This window comes from Ruegeria sp. BHSB196 (assembly GCF_059613135.1).
Window position 1 is genome coordinate 79,370 of record NZ_JBXWRY010000006.1, and the last position, 16,568, is coordinate 95,937.

General features: G+C 66.3%; 16 protein-coding genes. 12 read left to right on the top strand and 4 right to left on the bottom strand.

From position 1 onward, the window contains the following. Positions 1–31: 31 nt before the first annotated feature. Entirely contained in the window at positions 32–652 is a 621-nt protein-coding gene (locus tag AC2FNJ_RS05810) for a scavenger receptor class F, member 2 (RefSeq protein WP_496763163.1), read from the bottom strand. 84 nt (positions 653–736) lie between these two features. Between AC2FNJ_RS05810 and AC2FNJ_RS05815 the strand changes: the two genes are divergently transcribed. The 5 genes from AC2FNJ_RS05815 to AC2FNJ_RS05835 all read left to right on the top strand — a co-directional run bounded on the left by AC2FNJ_RS05815 (position 737) and on the right by AC2FNJ_RS05835 (position 7,669). Continuing rightward, positions 737–1,504 carry a uracil-DNA glycosylase gene (locus tag AC2FNJ_RS05815; protein ID WP_496763164.1) on the top strand — a complete coding sequence of 256 codons (768 nt, stop codon included), beginning with the start codon at positions 737–739 and terminating at the stop codon, positions 1,502–1,504. Next, positions 1,501–2,094, top strand: coding sequence for a metallophosphoesterase family protein (locus tag AC2FNJ_RS05820; RefSeq protein WP_496763166.1), 594 nt, complete (start codon positions 1,501–1,503; stop codon positions 2,092–2,094). The genes AC2FNJ_RS05815 and AC2FNJ_RS05820 overlap by 4 nt, the downstream gene beginning before the upstream one ends. Positions 2,095–2,157: 63 nt before the next feature. Beyond that, positions 2,158–2,700, top strand: a complete 543-nt coding sequence (gene moaB / locus AC2FNJ_RS05825) for a molybdenum cofactor biosynthesis protein B (RefSeq protein WP_496763167.1) — start codon at positions 2,158–2,160, stop codon at positions 2,698–2,700. Between the two features lie 107 nt (positions 2,701–2,807). Then, positions 2,808–4,262: an efflux RND transporter periplasmic adaptor subunit gene (locus AC2FNJ_RS05830; protein WP_496763169.1), complete on the top strand. Its 1,455-nt coding sequence runs from the start codon at positions 2,808–2,810 to the stop codon at positions 4,260–4,262. Between the two features lie 5 nt (positions 4,263–4,267). Beyond that, positions 4,268–7,669 (top strand): efflux RND transporter permease subunit, encoded by a 3,402-nt coding sequence (locus tag AC2FNJ_RS05835; protein ID WP_496763170.1) that lies wholly within the window; start codon positions 4,268–4,270, stop codon positions 7,667–7,669. A 10-nt stretch (positions 7,670–7,679) separates the two neighbouring features. Here AC2FNJ_RS05835 and AC2FNJ_RS05840 read toward each other — a convergent pair whose 3' ends face one another. Continuing rightward, a complete protein-coding gene (locus AC2FNJ_RS05840) occupies positions 7,680–8,105 on the bottom strand; it encodes an NUDIX hydrolase (RefSeq protein WP_496763172.1) in 426 nt (141 codons plus the stop codon). A gap of 3 nt (positions 8,106–8,108) precedes the next feature. Continuing rightward, the gene (locus AC2FNJ_RS05845; protein ID WP_496763173.1) at positions 8,109–8,921 is read right to left on the bottom strand and encodes a protein-disulfide reductase DsbD domain-containing protein; all 813 of its coding nucleotides are present in this window, start codon (positions 8,919–8,921) and stop codon (positions 8,109–8,111) included. Positions 8,922–9,066: 145 nt separating this feature from the next. Between AC2FNJ_RS05845 and AC2FNJ_RS05850 the strand changes: the two genes are divergently transcribed. Beyond that, positions 9,067–9,621: a YqgE/AlgH family protein gene (locus AC2FNJ_RS05850; RefSeq protein ID WP_496763174.1), complete on the top strand. Its 555-nt coding sequence runs from the start codon at positions 9,067–9,069 to the stop codon at positions 9,619–9,621. Here the strand turns inward: AC2FNJ_RS05850 and AC2FNJ_RS05855 are convergent, their stop codons facing one another. Further along, the gene (locus AC2FNJ_RS05855) at positions 9,622–10,572 is read right to left on the bottom strand and encodes an L-threonylcarbamoyladenylate synthase (protein ID WP_496763175.1); all 951 of its coding nucleotides are present in this window, start codon (positions 10,570–10,572) and stop codon (positions 9,622–9,624) included. Positions 10,573–10,708: 136 nt separating this feature from the next. On the opposite strand from AC2FNJ_RS05855, the gene AC2FNJ_RS05860 reads away from it, so the two are divergent. The 6 genes from AC2FNJ_RS05860 to AC2FNJ_RS05885 all read left to right on the top strand — a co-directional run bounded on the left by AC2FNJ_RS05860 (position 10,709) and on the right by AC2FNJ_RS05885 (position 16,562). Beyond that, a complete protein-coding gene (locus tag AC2FNJ_RS05860; protein ID WP_496763177.1) occupies positions 10,709–12,412 on the top strand; it encodes an acyl-CoA dehydrogenase in 1,704 nt (567 codons plus the stop codon). Next, positions 12,412–13,458, top strand: a complete 1,047-nt coding sequence (locus tag AC2FNJ_RS05865; RefSeq protein ID WP_496763178.1) for an MBL fold metallo-hydrolase — start codon at positions 12,412–12,414, stop codon at positions 13,456–13,458. The genes AC2FNJ_RS05860 and AC2FNJ_RS05865 overlap by 1 nt, the downstream gene beginning before the upstream one ends. A 3-nt stretch (positions 13,459–13,461) precedes the next feature. Next, positions 13,462–13,914, top strand: a complete 453-nt coding sequence (locus tag AC2FNJ_RS05870) for a DUF6173 family protein (protein ID WP_496763180.1) — start codon at positions 13,462–13,464, stop codon at positions 13,912–13,914. Between the two features lie 64 nt (positions 13,915–13,978). Further along, on the top strand, positions 13,979–15,817 hold the full coding sequence (locus tag AC2FNJ_RS05875) for a glycerophosphodiester phosphodiesterase family protein (RefSeq protein WP_496763181.1): 1,839 nt from the start codon (positions 13,979–13,981) through the stop codon (positions 15,815–15,817). Then, positions 15,804–16,364, top strand: a complete 561-nt coding sequence (locus tag AC2FNJ_RS05880) for a hypothetical protein (RefSeq protein ID WP_496763182.1) — start codon at positions 15,804–15,806, stop codon at positions 16,362–16,364. Before AC2FNJ_RS05875 ends, AC2FNJ_RS05880 begins: the two co-directional genes overlap by 14 nt. Positions 16,365–16,427: 63 nt before the next feature. Continuing rightward, positions 16,428–16,562: an aa3-type cytochrome c oxidase subunit IV gene (locus AC2FNJ_RS05885; protein ID WP_496763184.1), complete on the top strand. Its 135-nt coding sequence runs from the start codon at positions 16,428–16,430 to the stop codon at positions 16,560–16,562. Positions 16,563–16,568: the final 6 nt, after the last annotated feature.

Consider the following 16,568-nt stretch of genomic DNA (forward strand, 5'->3'; position numbering starts at 1 on the left):
TAGGAAGGACCGGGCGGCGGGGCAACATCAACTAGGGGTCGTTCGCCGGCTCTGCCGGAGCGATCGCGCATCCGCCCTCTTCCAGGCAGATCTGTCCCGGCTTGCACCATTTGCCGTAACCGCAATCCACCGCCAGTTTCGGCACGCAACCCTGGACGGCCGAGCATTTGAAACCCGGACGGCATTGCGATCCGGTTTCCTCGCACAGAAACCAGCCGGGCCGGGAACATCCGCCGTTCGGCAGGCAGGTCGAACCGCCGGGGCAGACGCGGCCGTCCTTGCAGGTGGTCGGGCGCGCCGGGACGCGCTCCGCCTCGTCGATCCGCACGCATTCGCCCGCCGTGGTACAGATCATGCCTGGGCCGCAGGTGAGGCCCGAGGTGCACTTGCCCGTCCCCTTTGGCGCGCATCGGGTGCCCCCGGCCACGCATTCCTCGAACGGGCCGCAGGAGCGCCCGCCGCCGCAATAGGTTCCGCCCTGCGGGATGCAATAGCCGTCCCAGCTGCACCTTTGCGTCGCGCCGCAGCAGTTGGAGCGCCCGCATTGCAGTTTGCCCGGCGGGCACTGGTTGTGAAAGCTGGCATTGGCCGGCAGGCCGGTCGCAAGCACGAACAGCGCGATCAGAAGCGGGAATCGGAGTCTCAACAGCATCGGTCCGTCCAGTTTCGCCGATGCCAAGGCGCAGGCAAGGGCAATTCGCTTTTCCTTCGGGACAGGACGTTTAGATTGGAGGGCATGGAATCGGCACTGGATCCACTCACCGCCCGCGCGCTGCTGGAATGGCAGATCGAACTGGGCGTCACCGAGGCCATCGGAGATCTTCCGGTGGATCGCTATGCCCTGCCCGACAGCGCGCCGAGACAACGGCAGGCGGAACCGGCCGGGCAGGTGGCCGCAAACCCGACCGAGGCCGACCCCGTGCAAGTCGCACAAGCCGCGGCCGGTTCGGCCGGCAGCCTGCCCGAACTGCGCGCCGCGATGGAGGCCTTCGATCTCTGCGATCTCAAGCGCGGAGCGCGTCAACTGGTCTTTGCCGACGGTACGCCGGGTGCGCGGGTGATGATCATCGGCGAGGCTCCGGGGCGCGACGAAGACCGCGAGGGGCGGCCGTTTGTCGGCCGGGCCGGTCAATTGCTGGACCGGATGCTGGCCGCCATCGGGCTGGACCGGGCGGACAGCGTCTACATCACCAATGTCCTGCCATGGCGGCCCCCGCAGAACCGCGACCCCCGTCCCGAGGAAATCGGCATGATGAAACCTTTCCTGGAACGGCATGTGGCGCTGGCTGCGCCCGAAATTCTGGTGCTGATGGGCAATATCAGCTGCCAGGCGGTGCTGGGCAGGCGCGGCATCACGCGGCTTCGCGGCCAGTGGGATCAGGCGATGAACCTGCCGGTCCTGCCGATGTTCCATCCTGCCTATCTGCTGCGCCAACCACACATGAAACGGCTGGCCTGGGCCGATCTGCTGGAGCTGCGGTCCCGGATTGGGGACACGTCATGAAGATTCTGGCTTTTTCGGACCTGCATCTTGCCCGCGCACGCGCCGCCGATCTGGTCGCCGCCAGCAAGGAGGCGGATGTGGTCATCGGGGCCGGGGACTATTGCAACATGCGGCACGGGCTGGAGGACGCGATGGCGATGCTCTGCCACATCTCGGCCCCGCTTGTCCTGGTGCCGGGCAACGCCGAAAGCGTGGATGAGCTGGAAGGCGTGGTTCCCGATGGCGTGCACGTCCTGCATGGCCACGGGATGACCGTCGATGGTGTCCGTCTGTTCGGGCTGGGCTACGGCGTGCCGCCCACGCCGTTCGGAGACTGGTCCTGCGACCTGACCGAGGCGGAGGCCACCGAATTGCTGGCGCGATGTGCGACCGCGGATGTCCTGATCACCCATTCCCCGCCCAAGGGCATCGGCGACCGGACCTCGCAGGGTTTTTCCGTCGGGTCGGTCGCCGTGCGCAACGCCATCGAACGGATTCAACCCCGGCTGGCCTTCTGCGGGCATATCCACGACAGCTGGGGCGCGCGCGGCCGGATCGGGCGGACCGAGGTCGCCAATCTCGGCCCAAAGGTCAACTGGTTCGCCTTGTGATGAAAGTCGCGCCTAGGGCCAATGCAACGACACTTCTCAAACCATCCGAAAGGGTCTGATCCGATGTCCCGTATCGACGAGAGCAAGGGCTTCATTCCTGTCCGAATTGCGGTGCTGACGGTCTCCGACACCCGGTCCCTCGACGAGGATCGCTCGGGCCAGACGCTGGTGGACCGGATCGAACGGGCCGGGCATGTGGTGGCCGACCGCAGGATCCTGCGCGACGAGCGGGCCGAGATCGCGGACCAGCTGCGCGCCTGGGTGGCCGATCCGGGGATCGATGTGGTGATTTCCACCGGCGGCACCGGACTGACCGGGCGGGATGTGACGGTCGAAGCGCATCGGGACGTGTACGAAAAGGAAATCGACGCTTTCGGCACCGTTTTCACGATCGTCTCGATGAACAAGATCGGAACCTCGGCGGTGCAGTCCCGCGCGACCGGCGGCGTGGCGGGCGGAACCTATCTGTTCGCCTTGCCGGGCAGCCCCGGCGCCTGCAAGGACGCCTGGGACGAAATCCTCGAAAAACAGTTCGATTATCGCCACCGGCCGTGCAATTTCGTCGAAATCATGCCCCGATTGGACGAACACCTGCGACGGAAGTAGACTGGTTGCACGTTGTATTGTCCGTAACCGCTTTGTGGCTTGGCATTTTTCGTTGTCCGGCTACTTACTTGTGAAGGCATTTCGGAATGACCGGAGCGGATTGACCGATGCGATTCTTGCGGCAGAGCCTGGTTGGGGTGTTTCTGGCTTCGCTGACGCTGGCCCTGCTGATCTATGCCGCGCAGTTGGTCACGGGGGCGATGCAGGACTTCCTGACCAACGAAAAACAGGCCCCGCCGACGCGCGAGCGCGTGTTCGCGGTCAATGTCCGCACCGCGGAATTCGAGACCGTCACGCCCTATCTGAACGTGTTCGGCGAAATCCAGAGCCGCCGCAGGCTGGAACTGCGGGCCGCCGCTGGCGGGCGCGTGATCTGGCTGTCCGAGGATTTCGAAGAGGGCGGCTCGGTCACGGCCGGAGAGGTTCTCGTCGAACTCGACCCCGCCGATGCGCAATCCGCGCTGGACCGGGCCAAATCGGACCTGCTGGATGCGCAGGTCGAGGAACGGGATGCCGAGCGGTCGCTGCTTCTGGCTCAGGACGAATTGAAGGCGGCCGAGGATCAGTCCGAATTGCGCGAACGCGCGCTTCAGCGCCAGCGCGACCTTGCCGAGCGGGGCGTCGGGTCGGCCACGGCCGTGGAAACCGCCGAACTGGCGGCGGCGCAGGCCCGGCAGGCCGCACTGGCCCGCCGGATCGCGGTCGCGCAGGCCGAAGCGCGGGTGGATCAGACATCCACCCGTCTGGCCCGGGCGCGCATCGCGCTCGAGGCGGCGGAACGCGACCTGGAAGACATGACGATCCGCGCGCGGTTCGATGGCACCCTCAGCGGGGTCACGCTGGTCGAAGGGCGTCTGGTTTCGGCCAATGAAAAGCTGGCGGAACTGGTCGATCCCAACGCGCTCGAAGTCGCGTTCCGGGTCTCGACCGCGCAATATGTCCGGCTGCTGGACGATGCAGGGCGCCTGATACCGGCGCCGGTCATCGTGTCGCTGGAAGTGACGGGTACCGACCTGACGGCGCATGGCCGGATCAGCCGCGACAGCGGCTCGGCTGGAGAGGGGCAGTCGGGCCGGCTGATCTTTGCCCGGCTCGACGCGGCGCCCGGTTTCAAGCCCGGCGATTTCGTCACGGTCTCGGTCGAGGAGCAGCCGGTGGAACGGGTGGCACGCCTGCCGGCATCTTCGCTGGATGCGTCCGGATCGGTTCTGGTCATCGGGCCGGAAGACCGGCTCGAGGCGATCCCCGTGCAACTCGTGCGCCGGCAAGGCGACGAAGTTCTGCTGCGCGGCGAAGGCCTGGAGGGCCGCGAGGTGGTGATCGGGCGCACGCCGCTGCTGGGCGCCGGCGTCCGGGTCAGGCCGCTCAGAACCGAGGCCAGCACCGAGCTCGACCCCGGCATGGTGGAGCTCACGGATGAACGTCGCGCCCTGTTGGTGGCGGCGGTCGAGGCGAACGACCGGTTGCCCGACGACGTCAAGGCCCGCGTCCTCAGCCAGTTGGCGGCGGCCCGCGTCCCGGCACGCCTCGTCCAGCGCATCGAATCGCGGATCGGGGGATAGGCGCGATGATGCGCGAGATCCCGAGCGCGGCCGGCGGGCTTCTCAGCTATTTCACGCGCCACAGGACCGCGGCCAATCTGTTGCTGGTGGTCTTGTTGGTTCTGGGCGCAGCCGCGATCCCCAACATGCGGGCACAGTTCTTTCCCGACGTGATCATCGAGCGCGTCGATGTCACCGTCGAGTGGGACGGGGCAGGGCCTGAGGACGTGGACAACGCCATCGTGCAGGTGCTCGAACCCGCGCTGCTGGCGGTCGAGGGCGTGACGAGCACGGAATCCAGATCGCGCGAGGGCGAAGCCCGGATCCAGCTGGAATTCGAACCCGGCTGGGACATGTCCCGCGCGGTCGATGAGGTTCAGACCGTCATCGACGGCATAACGAACCTGCCGGATGAGGCCGAGGAGCCCACCGTGCGGCGCGGCGGATGGCGCGATCGTGTGACCGATGTCGTCATCACGGGCCCGGTCGATCCCGCACAGCTGGCCCTGTTCGCGGACGAACTGATCACGCGGCTGTTCAAGGCCGGCGTGACCCGGACGACCATTCGCGGCCTCGCCGCACCCCGGATCGTTGTCGAGGTGCCGACCGCCCAGCTCATCGCCAATGACATCAGCATGGCCGACATCGCCTCGGCCATCGCCGCCGAAGTGGATGCCAATCCGGCAGGCGACGTGACCGGCGCCAATGCCCGCATCCGCACCGGAGTCGAGAAACGGACGCCCGACGCCATCGAGGGCATCGTGCTGCGCACCTTTGCCGACGGTTCGACACTTGCCATCGAGGATCTGGCCACCGTCCGCGTCGAAGGCGTCACCCGCAACCGGAGCTATTATGTCGGCGACGACCCGGCCATGTCGATCCGCGTGGACCGGTCCGACCGGGGCGACGCCATCGACGTGCAGGACACGGTCGAAACCGTCGTGGCCGAGATGCAGGCCAGCCTGCCGGACGGCGTGACGGTCGAACTCATCCGCACCCGTGCGCAGGCCATCACGGATCGCCTGAACATCCTCGTGGACAACGGCCTGATGGGGCTGGCGCTGGTGGTGTGCCTGCTGTTCCTGTTCCTGAACGCGCGCATCGCCTTCTGGGTGGCGGCCGGTATTCCCGCCGCCATGTTCGCGGCCATCGCGCTGATGTATATCGGCGGTCTGTCGCTCAACATGGTGTCGCTGTTCGGGCTGATCATCACCTTGGGCATCGTCGTGGACGATGCCATCGTGGTCGGCGAGCACGCCGATTTCCGCGCGCGTCGCTTGGGCGAAGATCCCGTGACCGCATCGGAACGCGCCGCATCCCGCATGGCGATGCCGGTCTTTGCGGCAACCGTGACCACCGTGATCGCCTTTTTCGGCCTGACGGCAATCGGTGGCCGGTTCGGAGAGCTGATCCGCGACATTCCCTTTACGGTGATCGCGGTGCTGCTGGCGTCGCTGGTGGAGTGCTTTCTGATCCTGCCCAACCACATGTCGCACGCCATCGCCCATTCGGCCAAGCAGCACTGGTATGACATGCCCAACCGCGTGGTCAATCGCGGGTTCCGCTGGGTGCGCGACCACCTGTTCCGCCCCCTGATCGGCTGGGTGATCTGGGCGCGCTACGTGGTGCTGGCCGGCGTCGTCGCCATCCTGGCAAGCCAGGTGGCCCTGTTCATCCGGGGCGATGTGAACTGGCGGTTCTTCAACGCGCCCGAACGCGGCTCCGTGACCGGCAATTTCGTCATGGTCGAGGGTGCCACACGCGCGGATTCGCTGGAAATGATGCGTGAAATGCAGCGTGCGACTGAAGAACTGGGCCGGATCTATGAAGAACGCCACGGACGAAACCCGATCGACTATGTTCTGGCCGAGGTCGGGGGCAGCGCGGGGTGGGGCCTCGCGGCCGCCGAAGGAAAGGATATCGATCTGCTCGGCGGCATCTCCATCGAACTGATCGACGCCGACCTGCGCCCCTATTCCAGCTTCGAATTCGTCGGCGAGTTGCAGGATTTCGTCAATCGCCACCCGATGGTCGAGGTTCTCACGTTCCGTGGCTGGCGGTCGGGGCCGGGCGGGGACGCGCTGGACGTACAGTTCTTCGGTGCGGATGTGAGCACGCTCAAGGCCGCCTCGCTGGACTTGCAGGCCGCGTTGCAGCGGTATCCCGAGGTCTCGGCGCTGGAGGACAACCTGGCCTACGACAAGGAAGAATTCGTTCTCGACCTCACGCCGCAGGGGCAGGCGCTCGGCTTCACCATCGAAACCCTCGGGCGCGCCCTGCGCAACCGGCTGAACGGGATCGAGGCGGCCACCTTTCCGGACGGTCCCCGCAGCGCCGAGATACGGGTGGAACTGCCCGAGGGCGAGTTGACGGCGGATTTCCTGGAACGGACCCTGATGCGGACCCCTCAAGGCGTCTACGTGCCGCTGGCCGACATCGTTTCCGTGCAGCGCGAAGTCGGGTTCTCGACCGTGCGCCGCGAAAACGGCCTGCGGGTCATTTCCGTGACCGGCGACATTTCCGAAGACGACCCGGCCCGCGCGGCCGAGATCGCGGCGGCCCTCGAAAACGAGATCCTTCCACGCATCGCCAGTGAACGCCAGGTCGAATGGCGCCTGGCAGGCCTGAGCGAGCAGGAGGACGAATTCCTCAGCGAGGCCAGAACGGGCCTGATCCTGTGCCTGACCGGAATCTATCTCGTCCTGGCCTGGGTCTTTGCCAGCTGGACCCGGCCTCTTGTGGTCATGGCGATCATCCCCTTCGGCCTCGTCGGCACGATCTGGGGGCACTACATCTGGGACGTGCCGCTCAGCATGTTCACGGTGGTGGGGCTTTTGGGCATGACCGGCATCATCATCAACGATTCGATCGTGCTGGTGACGACGATCGACCAGTATCAGCAGGATCGCGGCCTGGTCCCCTCGATCGTCGAAGGGGCGGCGGACCGCCTGCGCCCGGTGATGCTGACGACGATGACCACGGTATTGGGGCTGGCCCCGCTGCTGTACGAAAGCTCGCAACAGGCGCAGTTCCTCAAGCCGACCGTGATCACGCTGGTCTATGGCCTCGGCTTCGGCATGTTCCTGGTCCTGCTGGTCGTGCCGGCCCTGCTTGCGATCCAGCGCGATTTCGCGCGCCCCCTCACCGCCTTGCGCCGGGCGCTCCGCGGCCCCGATCGCGGGGTCACGGCAACCGTCGCCGGTATGGGTGTGCTGATGCTGGGATGGCTCGGCATCACCATGGTCTGGCCGTTTCTCGAAGGCGCCTTGCCCGATGTCATGCTGCGGATCGCACCGATGCTCGACGGCGTTCCGGTCGCACGGGCCGGCCTGGGGCTGTTCGTTGCCGGTGCGCTGGTCATCCTGCTGGCCGGTATCCTGATCTCGGCGCTGGTCTATCCGCGCCTCTCGTCCCGCACAAAGACTTGATACCGGACGCTCAGGAAACGCCGCGGTCCAATGCCTTGGTCAGCAGCTCGGGGACACGGGCGCTCATCGGCAGCGCGCCCTGAAGGATCCGTTCAACCGGAAACCAACCCGCATCCAGCGCGTCATCCGCAGGGCTGGGTGATCCGTTCACATACCTGCAGGCAACCCCGACGAGCAGGTAGTGGCTCGTGACCTGCCCCTGCCCGTCGCGCCGCAGAAAGTCCAGATTGTCCAGATAGGCGGTCGGCTCGGCCCGGATACCGGTTTCCTCCAGCAATTCGCGCGCCGCGGCCTCCAGTACCGTCTCGCCCCATTCCACATGCCCGCCGGGAAATCCCCACAGGCCGGCATCGGGCTGCTTGCTCCGCTGCACCAGCAGCACCCGGCCCTCATGGACCAGCACGGCCAGAGCGCCGATGAATGGAAGACGGGGCATGGGTCAGCCCGCCGAGCAGCCTCGGATGTCGACCGCGTGGCTGGAGCCCAGGACGGTGATCCGGATTTCGGACCGGTCGAGCGCAAAGGCGCTGCCCGAATCGCTCAGAAGCTCGGATCGGGCAATCAGCGTGTCGCCCTGGCGCGTGGTCTGCGTCTCGGCGGCCCACAGGGACGGATCGCCCGGCTCGATCACCGCAACTTCCTCGCCGCCCGCCGACGGCATCGCGATATGCGCCTCGATCTGCATTCCGTCCCGAGTCGGCCGCAGATGGCAGCGGGCCGATTCCACCCCGGCTTCGCGTTCGGAGAACGGACGCTGGGCGAGGGCGGCGGCAATCGCAGGGTGACGGCGGGAGTCGGGGGACAGCATCTGATCAAAGCCCAGGTTGCCGGGCACGCAGACATCCTTGCACACGCCGAAGTCCATCCGCCCTTTCAGGCGCACCGGCTGATCGGGCTGCGCCGGCGTGATCTCGACCGGCAGGACAAGCTGATCCTGATACCCGATGGACCGCAACCCGTTCTGGTCGAACACATGCGGGGCAGGCCAGGTGATCGAGATGTCGCCGACATTCTGCGAGCCCTGCCAGTCGAATTGCGGTGGAATGCCCGCTTCGCCCGGCGCCCGCCAATAGGTCTTCCAGCCATCCGCAAGGGTCAGGCGGATCGCCCCCAGATAGGTGCCGCGCTTGGTCAGGCCACCATCCAGAATGTCCAGCCGCACGAGGTTCTCCACGCCCCCCGCCATCGCGGGGGTCGCAAGCGCCAGACAAGCCGACAGCGCGGCCAGGGCCTTCTTGAACGACAAAGACATGACGCATACATGCGCGCTGAATGGGGAAATGCCAAGTCACGTTCAGGTCAGAAACGTGAAATCTGGCGGAATCCGGGGCTCCTCCCTTGCAAATCCCAAGGCGGCGGGGCCATTGTCGAAAGGACGCCAAGGAGAATTCGCAGCGATGGATCTGACCGGAAAACTGTTGATCGCGATGCCGGGGATGGGCGATCCGCGCTTCGACCATTCGGTGATCTACCTGTGCAGCCACGGCGATGACGGCGCCATGGGACTGATCGTCAACAAGCCCGCCGACCTGCGAATCAAGGCGTTGCTGTCGCAGTTGAACATCGCCTGTGAAATCCCCGTTGTGGGGGAAAGACTGGTCCGGTTCGGCGGGCCGGTCGAAACGTCGCGCGGATTCGTGCTGCACAGTTCGGATTACGAGGCGAATCTGCATTCCATGCCGGTCAAGAGCGGGTTCAGCATGACCGCGACCCTGGACATCCTCGAAGACATCGCCGCCGGACGCGGACCGGCACATGCGATGCTGATGCTGGGCTACTCCGGCTGGGGCCCTGGTCAGCTGGAGGGCGAGATCGCGATGAATGGCTGGCTGACGGCCGATGCCACCCCCGAACTGGTATTCGAGACCACGGACGAAGAGAAGTGGGAGGCCGCGCTGGCCACGCTCGGCGTGGACCCGCTGACCCTGTCGGCCAGCGCCGGTCACGCGTGATCAGCCGTCGCGCGGTGCCGCCGCCCGGCGCAGGCGGTCGTTGATGGCCGCGCCCAGGCCGTGGTCTGGAATGGCGGTCACGGCAATCGGACGGCCGGTTTCGTTCAGCTGGTGCAGCGCCGAAAACAGGTTGGCCGCCGCTTCGGTCAGACTGCCGGATTCGGACAGGTTCAGATCGCAGTCCACCGGTCCGAAACCCAGAAGAATTTCGTCGCCGCGCCGGGATCTGGCGTTGAGACGAACGGGAGCCTCCGGCGCATAGTGCGACTGCAACTGACCCGGCGCCGAGACCGCATCGCTGGCCTCGTGGCGGTGCAGGGGATGCCCCAGAACCGCCTGGATCTCTTCTTCTGCGATGCCGCCGGGGCGCAGCAGGACGGGCTCTCCGGCCAGCCCGACGATGGTGGACTCCAGCCCGACACCGCAGGGTCCGTCGTCGATCACCGCCGCGATCCGGCCGTCCAGTCCGGCGCGGACATGCGCGGCGGTGGTGGGGCTGATCCGGCCCGAGGGGTTGGCCGACGGCGCCGCCACCGGCCCGTCGAACGCCGACAGCAGCGCCCGGGCCACAGGATGCGCCGGCACGCGCACGGCCAGCGTGTCGAGCCCCGCCGTCACCAGCGAGGAAATGCCGTGCCCCGCGCGCAGCGGCAGAACCAGTGTCAGCGGTCCGGGCCAGAACGCGCCGGCCAGCCGCGTGGTCGCATCGTTCCAGGCAACGTACCGCCTGGCCATCTCGACCGAGGCCATATGCGCGATCAGCGGGTTGAAGCTGGGCCGGCCCTTGGCCGCGTATATGGCGGCCACCGCCGTGCCGTCGCAGGCGTCACCGCCCAGCCCATAGACCGTCTCCGTGGGAAACGCGACCAGCCGGCCCGCGCGCAACAGTGCGGCGGCGCGGGCCAGTCCCGGGGGATCGGCGGCCAGGTATTCGGTGGCGCAGGGGTTCATGGGCTATGACGCGGCGTTTTGGTTGCTTGCAAGACCGGCTTCGATAGGTAATCGTCCAAGCCCCGATGAATACCCGTGCAGGCGGCGGATGCCAAGCCTGCCCATCAGACCGGCAAGATCAGACCCCGAGGAAGCCATGCCGTACCGAGCTCCCGTCTCCGATTACCAATTCCTGTTCGACAACGTGGTCGGGTTCGACCAGGTCTGCGCCACAGACTTGTTCACCGAAGCCAGCCCCGATGTGGTCAGCGCAATTCTGGCCGAGGCGGGAAAGATGTGCGAAGAGGTCCTGGCGCCGTTGCAACGCCCCGGCGATCTGGAACCCGCGCGGTTGGAAAACGGGGTGCTGCGCACCTCGCCGGGCTATGCGGACGGGTGGAAGGCCATCGCCGAAGGCGGCTGGATCGGGATCAGCGCCGACCCGGAATATGGCGGGATGGGCCTGCCGATGACCGTGACGACCGCCGTGAACGAGATGATGAGCGCCGCCTGCCTGTCGCTGCAACTGGCCCCGCTGATGAGCCAGGGCCAGATCGAGGCGCTGGAACATCACGCCAGCGACGCATTGAAGGCGCTTTACCTTCCCAGGCTGATCTCGGGCGAATGGTCCGCCACCATGAACCTGACAGAACCGCAGGCGGGTTCGGACGTGGGGGCGCTGTCGTCCAGGGCCGAGCCGAACGGGGACGGCACCTATGCGGTGACCGGACAGAAGATCTTCATCTCCTGGGGCGACAACGACTTTTGCAGCAATGTCTGCCATCTGGTGCTGGCCCGGCTGCCCGACGGCGTGCCCGGAACCAAGGGCATTTCCCTGTTCCTGGTGCCGAAATACATTCCTGACGAGACCGGCGAACCGGGTGTGGCCAACAGCCTCAAGGTCGTGTCGGTGGAGCACAAGATGGGCCTGCACGGCTCGCCCACCTGCGTGATGCAGTATGACGGCGCTCAGGGGTGGCTCGTGGGCCGGGAACACGGTGGCATGGCGGCCATGTTCACCATGATGAACAACGCGCGCCTGGGCGTCGGCGGCCAGGGTGTCGGTGTGGCCGAAGGCGCCTATCAGCACGCGCTCGCCTTTGCTCTGGAACGCAAACAGGGCAAGACGCCCTCGGGCACGATCATCGACCATGCGGACGTGCGCCGGATGCTGCTGGAAATGCGTGCCGACGTGTTCGCGTCGCGCGCCATCCTGCTGGCAAACGCGGTGGCCACCGACATGGCGAAGGCGACCGGGGATTCGGACTGGGCGGCGCGCGCGGCCCTGCTGACGCCGATTGCCAAGGCGTTCGGAGCCGAAACCGGAATGCGGGTGTCCGACACCGGCGTTCAGGTGCACGGCGGCATGGGCGTCGTCGAAGAGACCGGCGCGGCGCAATATTACCGCGACGTGCGGGTGACGGCGATCTACGAGGGCACCAACGGCATCCAGTCGATAGACCTGGTCGGCCGCAAGATGATGGACGGGGGCGAGGCGGCCTTGCGCCTGCTCGACGAGATCGAGGCGCAGGCCGAAGCCGCCCGTGCCACTCTGCCGGAACTGGCCGGCCCGGTCTGGGAGGCGACCGAATCGCTGCGCGAAGCGACCGAGTGGCTGGTCGGCCAGACGGACATGACGCAGCGGTTCGCGGGTGCCTTGCCCTATCTCCGGGCCTTTGCGCGGGTTCTGGGCGGGCATTTCCACTTGACCGCTGCCTTGGCCGATCCGGACGGACCGCGCGCCAAGCTGGCCCGGTTCTACATCAACGCGCTGCTGCCGGAACATGCCGGACTGCTGGCGCAGTCCCAGAACGGTTCGGACGATCTCTATGCGCTCAGCGCGGACGAGATGGCCGCCTGATGGACGGCGGCCAACCGCTCGGCATGCGTTACCCGTGGGAAGAGCCCCCGGCGCCCGGCGAGGCCATCGAAGTGGCCGAGGGCGTGCTCTGGATGCGACTGCCGCTGCCGATGAAGCTGGATCACGTCAACGTCTATGCGCTGGATGACGGCGACGGCTGGACGATCGTCGATACCGGCTTCTCGTCGCGCAAGACGCGGGCGATCTGGGACCAGCTGATGGCGGGGCCACTCGCGGGCCGGCCCGTCCGCCGGGTCGTCGTCACCCATCACCATCCCGATCACGTCGGCAATGCCGGGTGGTTCCAGTCGGCCCACGGTGCCGAACTTGTGACCACGCGGACGGCCTGGCTGTTCGCGCGGATGCTGACGCTGGATGTCCAGGAAACCTGGCCCGAGGAGACGCTCGACTACTACCGCAGCGCAGGCATGGCCCCGGAAATCCTGGCCAAGCGTATGTCCGAACGGCCGTTCAACTTTGCCGACATGGTCTATCCGATGCCGCTGGGCTTCACCCGGATCCGGCAGGGCGACGTGTTCCGCATGGGCGGGCGCGACTGGGATGTTCACATGGGCAACGGCCACGCGCCCGAACACGCGACGTTCTGGAGCCGCGACGACAATCTGGTGCTCACCGGCGACCAGATCCTCAGTTCGATCAGCCCCAATATCGGCGTCTACGCGACCGAACCGCTGGCCGATCCGGTGGCCGAATGGCTGGAAGCCTGCGCGCGGCTGGAGCCTCTGGCCCGGCCAGATCACCTGACGCTGGGCGGGCACAAGCTGCCCTTCACCGGCCTGCCGGCGCGGATGCGGCAGCTGATCGACAATCATCACGGCGCGCTCAAACGGTTGCTCGACCATCTCGATGTGCCGAAACCGGCCTCGGCCTGCTTCGCCCCGCTGTTCAAGCGCAACATCGGCGAAGGCGAATACGGGCTTGCGCTGGTCGAAGCGGTTGCGCATGTGAACCATCTCTACCACATTGGAGCCGTGACCCGGACGCGGCGCGCGGATGGCGCGTGGCTGTACCAACGCAAGGGGTAGAGGATGGGCGACAAGATCGAAACCTCCGCAGAAGCCGCCGAGGCCGACGCCCTGCCGCGGTGTCACGAGGTCCATGCCGACCCGAACGCGCAGTCGGGCCCGCAGGAATTGCCGAAACCCTACCAGAAGCCGGTCAAGACCAAGAGCCCGGCGCAATGGGCCTATGAGCGGCTGATCCTCTATATCAAGAACTTCGAGGAACAGCTCGACAGCAGCCAGGAAGCCGCGATGGGCTTTACCGGCGGCGATGCCGGGGTGCTGCGGATCGAAGGGATGGGTTACTTCGATCCCGACATCGTCACCTTCTACGGGTCGGACGCGACCGGCGCCAAGACTCAGCTGGTCCAGCATGTCAGCCAGTTGAACGTCATGTTGCGGGCCCTGCCCAAATCGGTCGAGGACAAACCGGCCCACCGGATCGGGTTCCGGCTGGCGGCCGACCTGGAAGAGGACTGACCTCGTTTCTTGCTTTTCGCTCGGCCACGGCGTTGAATGACCGGGATTTTCGGGAGTTCGGCACGTGGCACACATTTCGACGGTAACAGCGGCCTATTCCGCCGCCTGGTCGCGCAGGCGAATCTTCGTGCCGGTCTATCTGGTGCTGCGGTTTCTGACGCTGGCCCTGATCGCGCCCGCCCTTGCGGTCGTGATCAACCTGGCGGTTCTGGTGTCGCGGCAGCCGGCGCTGACGGATCAGGACATCGCCATGTTCATCCTGTCTCCTGTCGGCTTCGTGGTGACGCTGGCGGTTCTCAGCCTGTTTCTGGTGGCCGAGGTGCTGGGCTTCGCGGTCATGGCGGCGACCCTGCGGATGGGCAAGACCGACCTCTGGACTGCCGGTCGCTCGGCCCTCGCGCTGGTCGTTGGCCGGCTTCCATCGCTTCTGTCATTTGCGGCGCGCTTCGTGTTGCGGGTCTTGCTGCTGGTGCTTCCGTTCGCCGCCGTGAGCGGCCTGATCGCGTGGTGGACGCTGACCGAATACGACATCAACTATTACCTCACCTTCCATCCGCCGGCCTTCTGGGTCGCCGTGACGCTGATCGGAGCGGTCATGGTCGTCATGGCCTGGGTTCTGATCCGGCGCCTGTCCGCCTGGGCGCTGTCGCTGCATCTCGTCCTGTTCGAGCAGGTCGCCCCCGGCGCCGCCTTTGGCGAAAGCGCGCGCCGGATGGAGGGGCACCGGGGCCGCCTCAAACTCCAACTGGTGCTGTGGCTGGCCGTGCGCCTCGTCATCGCGGCCGGCATCGGCCTGGTCGCGGGTGGTCTGCTTGGGTTGATTCCCTTGAGCCCCGACACGAACCTGCGCGTGGCCCTTGCGCTCAGCCTGGCCATTGCGGGGCTGTGGTCGCTGGCGGGCCTGATCCTGGCGGCAACCGCGCTGGGCGCTCTGGCCGTGCTGCTGGACGGGTTCTACGAAGGCGAAACCAGGATCGACGCGCCGACACCCACGGGCAGCATCCGGGGCCGCCTCATCGGCCTCGTGGCGGTGTCGGCGGCGGCGGTGTTGGGTGGATTCTGGCTGGGCAACTTTCTGCTGCAGAACGTGCAGGCCAATGACGAGGTCGAGATCATCGGCCATCGCGGCGCGGCGGCGCTGCGGCCGGAAAACACCATGGCCTCGGTGCTCAAGGCGATCGAGGACGGGGCCGATTGGGTCGAGGTGGATGTGCAGGAAACGGCGGACGGCGTGGTTGTCGTCGCGCATGACAGCGATTTCATGAAACTCGCCGGTGTCGATCTCAAGGTCTGGGACGCCACCATGTCCGATCTGGACGACATCGATATCGGCAGCTGGTTCGGCCCCGACTATGCCGACGAACGGACTCCGACGCTGCGCGACGTTCTGGCTGCGGCGCGCGGCAAGGCCAAGGTCATCATCGAACTGAAATATTACGGCCATGACGTGGATCTGGAAAACCGCGTCGCCGGGATCGTGGAAGATCTCGAGATGCAGGACGAGATCGCCACCATGTCGCTGAAATACCCCGCCGTGCAGAAGATGCGCGACCTGCGCCCGGATTGGCGGACGGGCGTACTGGCGGCGACGGCGGTCGGCGACATTTCCGGCCTGGACGCCGATTTCATTGCGGTCAATGCCGGCATGGCCTCGCCCGGCCTGATCCGCCGGGTTCACGACGCGGGCAAGGATTTCTACGTCTGGACCGTCAACGACCCGCTTCAGATGTCGCAGATGGTGTCGATGGGCGTTGACGGCCTGATCACCGACGAACCGGCACTGGCGCGAAAGGTGCTGGAAGTGCGCGCCGAACTGGGCCCGGCCGAGCGATTGATGCTGTGGCTTGCGGGCGAGTTGGGCATGCAGATCAAGACCGACCGGATGCGCGATGACAGCCCTTAGAATCGCTGTGCTGATGTGCTGTTTCGCGGTGCCCGCGACGGCGCAGGATCTGGCGCGCAAGGTCGAATTGCCCGCCCACCGCGCGCTGATGCTGGCGCGGCAGGGCGCGGACCCGATTCCGTTCGAAACCGACGGTTGCTCGGGCGGCATGTCCTCGGTCTGGCGGCTGCTGGCCGACCGGTTTCCCGACTTCGCGCAGGCGTTCCAATCGAATCCGCCGTGGGAGCCGTGCTGCGTGGTGCATGACCGGGCCTATCACGATGCTGCCGGGGCGACCGGGGCCGAACAAAGCTATGACGCGCGGCTCGCCGCCGACATGGCGCTCAGGGCCTGCGTGATCGACGACGGAGCGGTGCGCGCCGAGGAATTGGCGCTTCGTTTCGACACCACGCCGGATCAGGTGCGATTGGCGTATGACACGGTCGCGCAGGCGATGTTCCTGGCCGTCCGTTTTGGCGGCGGGCCGTGCACCGGTCTGCCCTGGCGGTGGGGCTTCGGTTTTCCGGGATGTACTCCGTTCGACACGCTGGCCCCTGCGCGCGATTGACGTCGTGACATGGATGAGAGAATCCACTATCCAACGAAAAACACGCGAATGGGAACCGGACACATGGCTGAGTACAAACACGGCGAAATGGACATCAAGGTGCAGACCGAAACCTTCAACGGGTTCGTCAAGTTCACCATCTGGACCGTGGTGGTCATCTTATTCATCCTGCTATTCCTGGCCGTCTTCGCCGCCTGATCGGGT